We start from the raw sequence: 7619 nt of genomic DNA on the forward strand, positions 1-7619 counted from the left end.
GCCCAGGTCAGTGCCCTGCCTGGCCGCCCGTGCCGACGGTGTCGCCGTCGGCGAGCCGGAGCAGGCGCAGTGCGAGCTGCACCTCCAGGGCCCGATCGGGGGCCGCCCAGTCCTTGCCGAGCAACCGGGCGACCCTGTCCAGCCGCTGGGTGACCGTGTTGACGTGGACCCGGAGCGCCTCCGCGGCGCGCGCGTGGCTGCCGCCGGCGTCGAACCAGGCCCGCAGGGTGGCGATCAGGTCGGTCCCGCGCCGGGCGTCGTAGTCGAGCAGGGGTGCCAGCGTCGCGCGGACGAAGGCCCCGACGTCCCGTTGGTCGCCGACCAACAGCCCGAAGAAGCCGAGCTCCTCGGCGCCGGCCGACTGGCCGCTGCGTCCGAGCGCGATCAGCGTGCTCACGCAGCGGCCCGCCTCGGTGGCGGCGGCGGCCAGCGCCTCGGGTCCGGTCGCCGGCCCCGCACCACCTGCGGTCACCACCCCGGCCGCCGAGCGCAGCTCGACGCGCACCGCCTCCGCTGCCACGCCGGCGGCGATGTCGGGCAGGCAGACGACGACCCGGCCGTCGTGCAGACCGGCGAGCCCGCCGCGGACGGCGGCCAGGTGCCCGGCGGCGGCGGCGGCCCGGGTCCGCGCGCCGTCAGCGACCTGGACGACCACCACGGCGTGCGGCCGGTCCAGGTCGGCGCCGAGTCGCCGGGCCCGCTCGCGCAGGCCGTCGGGGTCACGGCCCGGCGTGGTCAGCAACTCGCCGAGCAGCTCGCCGCGCACCCGGTGCTCGGCCTCGCCCGCGGAGCGCCGGATCAGCAGCAGCAGCGCGGTGACCAGCGCGGCGCGCTCGAGGATGCGCTGGTCGGAGTCCGAGAGCTCTTCCTCGCGGCACAGCACGAGGCCGCCGATCAGCTCGTTGTCGACCGTGACGGCGGCGGTCCACCAGTCGCTGTCCCGCACGGTGCGGCCGGTGGCGCGGGCCAGGCTGAGCGCGCCGGCGGGGTCGGGTGGCCCCGGATCGCCCCCGCTGGGGGTCGCCCGGCCGTCCTGGTCCAGCACGGTCAGCCGCCCGCCGAGCACCTCGGTGACCGCCACGGCGACCTCCTCCACGCCGCCGCCCCGCAGCACCAGGTCGATGAACCGGTCGTGCGCGCCGGCGGCGCGCTCGACCGAGGCGCTGTGCGCCCGCAGCTCGCGACTGGTGACCGAGAGCTCCTCGAGCGCCGCCCGCGTCTCCTCCAGCAGCCGGGCGTTGTCCAGGGCGATGGCCGCGTGCGCGGCGAGCGAGCCCAGCAGTGCGACCTCGGAGCGCTCGAAGGTGCGCTCGGTGCGGTCGGCGGCGTACAGCACCCCGATGACCTGCGACCCGCGGAGCAGCGGCACCCCCAGGATCGCGACCAGTCCCTCCTCGGCGACCCCGCCGTTGATGTCCTCGGTGTGCCGGAAACGGGTGTCGGTGAAGTAGCTGGCCGTCGCGTACGGGGCGGCGGTCTGGGCGACCAGGCCGCCGAGTCCTGCGCCCATCGGCAGCCGCAGCCCCTGGAACCAGGCCGAGACCGTCCCGTCGGTGACCCTCATGTAGGTGTCCCCGTGGGCGTCGTCGTTCAGCGTCAGGTACGCGGTGTCGGTGCCCAGCAGCTGGCGCGCCCGGTGGACGATCGCGGTCAGCACCGAGTCGACGCTGCGCAGCCGGGCCAGGTCGCCGGCGGTGTCGAACAGCGCCGACAGCTCCGCCTCTCGGCGACGGCGCGCCTGGAATGCCTCCCGCACCTGCAGGGCCAGCACCTTGGCCCGCTCCAGCTCGGCGATCTCGGCGGGCTGGGCTCCGGCGGCCCGGGCCTGCACCAGTGGTCGCTCGTACTCGATGGCCGCCGCGTCGCCGAGGAGCAGCTCCAGGAACTCGGCGGTGCCGCCGAGAGCCGGGCCGGGGATGACCGACGGGGAGTCGGGCGACGTCGTCACGACCGGCATTCTCGCCGGTCGGACGGTCAGTGGGCGGTCCACCCGCCGTCCATCACCAGGGAGCTGCCGGTCACCGACGTCGCGGCCGGTGAGCAGAGCCAGGCCACCGCGTCGGCCACCTCCTCGGGCTCGATCAGCCGCTTCAGGGCGGCCGGGGCGAGCATCACCTGCTCGACCACGTCGGCCTCGGTGAGCCCGTGGGCCCGGGCCTGGTCGGCGATCTGCCCCTCCACCAGCGGCGTCCGTACGTAGGCCGGGTTGACGCAGTTCGAGGTGACCCCGTGCTCGGCGCCCTCCAGGGCGATGACCTTGGACAACCCCTCGAGCCCGTGCTTGGCGGTCACATAGGCCGACTTGAACGGCGAGGCCCGCAGCCCGTGCACGGAACTGATGTTGACCACCCGGCCCCAGCCCCGCTCGTACATCGACGGCAGCGCACCCCGGACCAGCCGGAAGGGGGCCTCGACCATCAGCCGCAGGATGTAGCTGAACTGGTCGACCGGGAACTCGTGCAGCGGAGCGACGTGCTGCATGCCGGCGTTGTTCACCAGCACGTCGACGGCCAGGTCCAGTCGGTCGATCGCCGTCAGGTCGGAGAGATCGACGGCGACGGCGGTGCCGCCGACCTCGTCGGCCACCTGCTGTGCCGGCTCCCCGTCGCGGTCGACGACGACGACGTCCGCGCCCGCTGCGGACAGTCGCACGGCACACGCCCGCCCGATCCCCGAGGCGCCCCCGGTGACCATCGCGCGACGTCCGGACAGGGGCTCGGAGGAGGCCATGGCGGCGAGGCTAGGACGCCGACCGGTGCGCGCCCATGGCCGCCCGGCACACAGTCGACTCCCAGGGCGTGGTGTGGCGGTACATGAGACGTCCCTGTCCTCTGTGGTCCTGGACGGGTGCGGTTATGTCGGCCGCCCACATGAGCCAGGTCACTTTCTTCGGTGCTGAGCACATGGTGGGCATCGGGAGCCGGCCCTAGCGTCCACTGCGCCCGCTGACCGTCGGCGTCGACCGAGGAGTCCACATGTCCGCTCCACCGCTGGTGGCGGCGCCCGCCGTGCGCGGGGCAGGCGTGCCGACCACGTGCTCCCACCACGGGTCGTGGTGGTCACGGTTCCGTCGTGGACCCATGGCACGCCGCGACATGGATCACAGTCCGCCGTCGACTGCGCAGCGCCCGGTGAAGTGCCCTGTCGCCGACCGGCACGACCCGACGCCCGACCTCGGTCACGGGCTCCGGTCGGCCCACCCAGAGAGGAGCTGTCCGTGCTGAGCATCGACGCTCTCCACGTGACCTATGGCGGTGCCGTGCAGGCCCTCCGCGGTGTGTCGATGGAGATCCCCGACGGCGAGGTCGTTGCCGTCCTGGGCAGCAACGGGGCCGGCAAGAGCACGTTGCTCCGCGCCATCTCGGGCACCCTGCGCCTGCACCGGGGCCGGGTCGACTCCGGGTCGGTCCGCTTCGGTGACGACCAGCTGAGCGGTCGCGACCCGGCGCAGACGGTGCGGATGGGGCTGGTCCAGGTGCCGGAGGGGCGGCGCATCTTCGGCCGGCTGACCGTCGAGGAGAACCTCCGGGCCGGCGGGATGGGCAACCGGGACAAGGCGGCCAAGGCCCGGGCGCGGGACCGGGTGTACGAGCTGTTCCCGGTGCTGCAGGAGCGCAGCGGCCAGCGCGGCGCCCTGCTGTCCGGCGGCGAGCAGCAGATGCTCGCCATCGGCCGGGCACTGATGGCCAGCCCGAAGGTGCTCCTGCTCGACGAGCCGTCGCTGGGGCTGGCCCCGCGCATCATCGGGCAGATCGGCGAGGTCATCGCCGAGATCAACCGGCAGGGCACCTCGGTGCTGCTCGTCGAGCAGAACGCCACGATGGCGCTGGGGGTCGCCGATCGGGCCTACGTCCTCGATGTGGGCGAGGTGTCGCTGTCCGGCCCGGCCGCGGAGCTGTCCCGCTCCGACGAGGTGCAGCGGCTCTACCTCGGGCACGGCAGCGACGAGACGGCCGCCGTCACCGCCTCGGCTCCGCGCCGCACCCTCTCCCGGTGGACCGCGTGACCGCGCCGGCCGACGCCGGGCGGGGCACCTCGACCGACGTCCCGCCGGTGGAGGTGGAGAACGTCACCGTCCGGTTCGGGGCCATCACCGCGCTGTCCGACGTCTCCTTCACCGTCGCCCCCGGCACCATCCACGCCGTCATCGGGCCCAACGGTGCAGGCAAGTCGACGATGTTCAACGTCCTGTCCGGGGTGTACCAGGCAGATGAGGGCCAGGTCCGGTTCGGCGAGCACCGGCTGGACCAGATGCGGCCGTTCCGGATCGCCGGCATCGGCGTCGCCCGGGCGTTCCAGAACATCGCCCTGTCCGCCACGCAGTCGGTCGCGGAGAACCTGATGCTCGGCCGGCACCACCTGACCAAGGCCGGGTTCATCGCCGCCGGCCTGCGGCTGCCGCGAGCCACCCGGGAGGGGAAGCGACACGGTGAGCGGGTGGCGGAGATCGCCGAGTTCCTCGAGCTGGGCGACAAGCTGCACACGCCGGTCGGGGTGCTGTCCTACGGCGACCAGAAGCGGGTGGAGGTGGCCCGGGCGCTGTGCACCGAGCCGCGGTTGCTGCTGCTCGACGAGCCGGTGGCCGGCATGAACGCGGAGGAGACCGGCCGCATGGCCGAGTCGATCCGCGAGATCCGGACAGCGCTGGGCATCTCGATCATCCTCGTCGAACACGACATGGGCATGGTCATGTCCTTGGCCGACCGGATCACCGTGCTCGACTTCGGCCGCCGGATCGCCGACGGCACACCGGCCGAGGTACAGGCCAACCCGGAGGTCATCCGGGCGTACCTGGGCTCCGGCGACGAGATCGACCCCTCCGACGCCGCTGCCGCCCACGGTGCCAGCAGCCACCCCTCCGACACGTCAGGGACCCGCTCGTGACCCAATTCCTGTCGCTGCTGCTCAACGGCATCTCGTTGGGCGTGCTGTACGCCCTCATCGCCATGGGGTTCGTGATCATCTTCAAGGCCAGCGAGGTCGTGAGCTTCATGCACGGCTCCCTGCTGCTCCTGGGGGCCTACTCCATCGCGAGGCTGTCCGGGCCGCTCGGCTTCTTCCCCGCCATCCTCGTCGGGATGCTGATCACCGCGACCGCGGCGTTCATCGTGGAGCGGCTGATCATCAACCGGTTGCGGGGAGCGCCGGTGATCAGCCTGGCCATCGTCACCATCGGCGTCGACATCATCCTGCTCACCGAGCTGATCCGGCGGCTGGGCTCGGACATCCTCAACGTCCCGCACCCGTGGGGCGGGGAGTCCTTCCGGATCGGCAACGTCGGCCTCAGTCAGAACCGGCTGATCGCGATCCTCGTCGCGGCGGTGCTCATCGCACTGTTCTTCGCGGCCTTCAAGTACTCCAACTGGGGCATCGCGATGCGCGCGTCGGCGGAGGACGGCGAGACCGCGGCGCTGATGGGGATCCGGCAGGGTCAGGTGTCCGCGCTGGCGTGGGTCGTCGCCGGTGTGCTGGCCGCCGTCGCGGCGTTGTTCCTCGTCGGATCACCCACCCCCGGCGTCACCCCCGCGGCGTACGCGGTGGCGCTGCGGGCCTTCCCGGCTGCCATCCTCGGCGGGCTGGACTCCGTCGGCGGTGCGCTGGTCGGCGGGCTGCTGATCGGGATCGCCGAGGCGCTGGCCGCCGGGTACCAGGACCAGCTGCTGTTCCTCGGCCGCGGCTTCAGCGCCGTCGTCCCCTTCATCGTGATGATCGCGGTGCTGCTCTTCCGGCCGTCCGGGCTCTTCGGGACCAGGGAGCTGACCCGTGTCTGAATCGACCGCCACGGCCGCGCGCGGATCGACCGCCAGCACGGCCAGGCCTGCTGCGGCGGGGCCGTCGCAGGGCCGCAGGCTGCTGCGGCCGCTGCTGCTGGTCGCGCTGCTGGTCGTGCTGCTGCTGCTCCCGCTGTACGTCGAGGAGTTCTGGCTGCGGACCGGGTTCGCGGCGTTCGGCGCGATCGTCGGTGCCATCGGCCTGAACCTGCTGGTCGGGAACACCGGTCAGCTCTCGCTGGCCCATGCCTTCTTCCTCGCCGTCGGTGCGGTCAGCTACGTCTACGTGTCCGGCGAACCGGGTGGGCTCGGGGTCGCGGAGTTGAGCGGGCTCGGGCTGCCGCCGGTCGTCGGGATGATCGTGGGGGTCCTCCTGGCCGGACTCGCCGGGCTGGTCTTCAGCCCGCTCGCGGCCCGGCTGCGCGGCATCTACCTCGGTGTCGCATCGCTGGCCCTGGTGTTCATCGGCGTCCACGTCCTGAACGCGTGGACCTCGGTCACGGGCGGCTTCAACGGCCGTGCGGCGCCGGAGTTCGCCCTGTTCGGCTTCACGTTCGCGAGCCGGGACCCGGAGCTCTACGTCCTCGGTGTCCCGTTCCGGGAGTCCGAGCGGCTGTGGTACCTCGGGCTCGTGCTGGCCATCGCCGCCTACCTCTTCGCCCGCAACCTGCTGCGCAGCCGGCCCGGCCGAGCACTGCAGACCCTGCGGGACAGCGAGGTGGCGGCCTCGGTGATGGGCGTCAACGTCCAGGGCTACAAGGCGCGCATCTTCCTGGTCAGCTCGATGTACGCCGGGCTGGCGGGCGTGATGTACGCGTTGTCCATCGGCAGCATCGCACCGGAGTCCTTCGGCCTCGAGGTGTCGATCCTCTACCTCGCCATGATCGTGCTCGGCGGGCTGGGCTCGGTGAACGGCGCGGTACTCGGGGCGCTGTTCGTCAGCGCGCTGCCGCTGGTCTTCCAGCGCTACGCCGACGTCATCCCGTTCGTGGGCGGGCGAGGCGAGGGCGGGCTCGCCGCCGGCGAGGCAGCGCGCTTCCTCTTCGGCACGGCGATCGTCCTGGTCATCCTCTTCGAACCCGCCGGCCTCGCCGGGATCGCCAGACGCGTGACCGGCCGTGGCCGTCGCCGTCCCGGCGGCCGCGTCACCGAGAGCGCGCCCGACACCTCCAGCCGTTCCACCAGCCCTGTCCCGTCAGAGAAACCAGCCCAAGGGAGCACGACGTGAGACTGAGCAATCGTTCGACCGGTGCCACGATGCTCGCCGCCGCCCTGGCGGTGGCGGCCAGCGGCTGCAGCACCAAGGCCCCGGAGAGCTCCGGTGGCGGCGGGAGCGGCGAAGGCGGGGCGGCGGCCAGTGACGTCATCACCGACGTCGGCATCGAGGGGAACACCATCACCCTCGGCGTCCTCACCGACCTGACCGGCGTCTTCGCCGCGCTCGGCCAGGACATCACCAACGCCAACTCGCTGTTCTGGGAGAACAACCAGGTCTGCGACACCTACGACGTCGAGCTCGACGTCCAGGACACCGGCTACGTCCCGCAGCAGGGCGTCCAGCTGTACAGCGGCATGCAGGACAGCATCCTGGCGATGCAGCAGACGATCGGGTCGCCGATCAACACCGCACTGGCGCCGGAGTACGAGTCCGACCAGATCGTCAACTTCCCCTCCGCCTGGTCCAAGACCCTCACCGAGATCCCCGGCACCGGCGTCGTCGGTGCCACGTACGACGTCGAGATCGCCAACGGCTACGACTACCTGTTCCAGGAGGGCCTGCTGAAGGAGGGCGACACCGTCGGCCACATCTACTTCGAGGGCGAGTACGGCGCCAACGGGCTGGCCGGG

7 protein-coding genes are annotated in these 7619 nt (G+C 72.4%); 5 read left to right on the plus strand and 2 right to left on the minus strand.

What is annotated here, in order from left to right; all coding sequences use genetic code 11:
- Positions 1-7: 7 nt before the first annotated feature.
- Positions 8-1957, minus strand: a complete 1950-nt coding sequence (locus tag G5C62_RS08955; protein ID WP_206330540.1) for a helix-turn-helix domain-containing protein — start codon at positions 1955-1957, stop codon at positions 8-10.
- A 17-nt stretch (positions 1958-1974) separates the two neighbouring features.
- Complete coding sequence (locus G5C62_RS08960) at positions 1975-2730, minus strand: 3-hydroxybutyrate dehydrogenase (RefSeq protein ID WP_036336311.1); 756 nt, start codon at positions 2728-2730, stop codon at positions 1975-1977.
- Positions 2731-3217: 487 nt separating this feature from the next.
- On the opposite strand from G5C62_RS08960, the gene G5C62_RS08965 reads away from it, so the two are divergent.
- From G5C62_RS08965 to G5C62_RS08985, 5 genes are all read left to right on the plus strand, one after another.
- Positions 3218-4006 carry an ABC transporter ATP-binding protein gene (locus G5C62_RS08965; protein ID WP_036336312.1) on the plus strand — a complete coding sequence of 263 codons (789 nt, stop codon included), beginning with the start codon at positions 3218-3220 and terminating at the stop codon, positions 4004-4006.
- A complete protein-coding gene (locus tag G5C62_RS08970) occupies positions 3994-4884 on the plus strand; it encodes an ABC transporter ATP-binding protein (protein WP_241175795.1) in 891 nt (296 codons plus the stop codon). The genes G5C62_RS08965 and G5C62_RS08970 overlap by 13 nt, the downstream gene beginning before the upstream one ends.
- Positions 4881-5771 carry a branched-chain amino acid ABC transporter permease gene (locus tag G5C62_RS08975; RefSeq protein ID WP_036336314.1) on the plus strand — a complete coding sequence of 297 codons (891 nt, stop codon included), beginning with the start codon at positions 4881-4883 and terminating at the stop codon, positions 5769-5771. The genes G5C62_RS08970 and G5C62_RS08975 overlap by 4 nt, the downstream gene beginning before the upstream one ends.
- On the plus strand, positions 5764-6999 hold the full coding sequence (locus G5C62_RS08980; RefSeq protein WP_052091222.1) for a branched-chain amino acid ABC transporter permease: 1236 nt from the start codon (positions 5764-5766) through the stop codon (positions 6997-6999). Before G5C62_RS08975 ends, G5C62_RS08980 begins: the two co-directional genes overlap by 8 nt.
- A partial coding sequence (locus G5C62_RS08985; RefSeq protein WP_164700714.1) for an ABC transporter substrate-binding protein occupies positions 6996-7619 on the plus strand: 624 nt, incomplete at its 3' end. The genes G5C62_RS08980 and G5C62_RS08985, both read left to right, overlap by 4 nt.

The organism is Modestobacter sp. KNN46-3 (assembly GCF_011039295.1).

Coding starts and splice junctions, on each gene's coding strand:
- G5C62_RS08955 (WP_206330540.1), bottom strand. CDS start 1,957: ATGCCGGTCGTGACGACGTCGCCCGACTCCCCGTCGGTCATCCCCGGC.
- G5C62_RS08960 (WP_036336311.1), bottom strand. CDS start 2,730: ATGGCCTCCTCCGAGCCCCTGTCCGGACGTCGCGCGATGGTCACCGGG.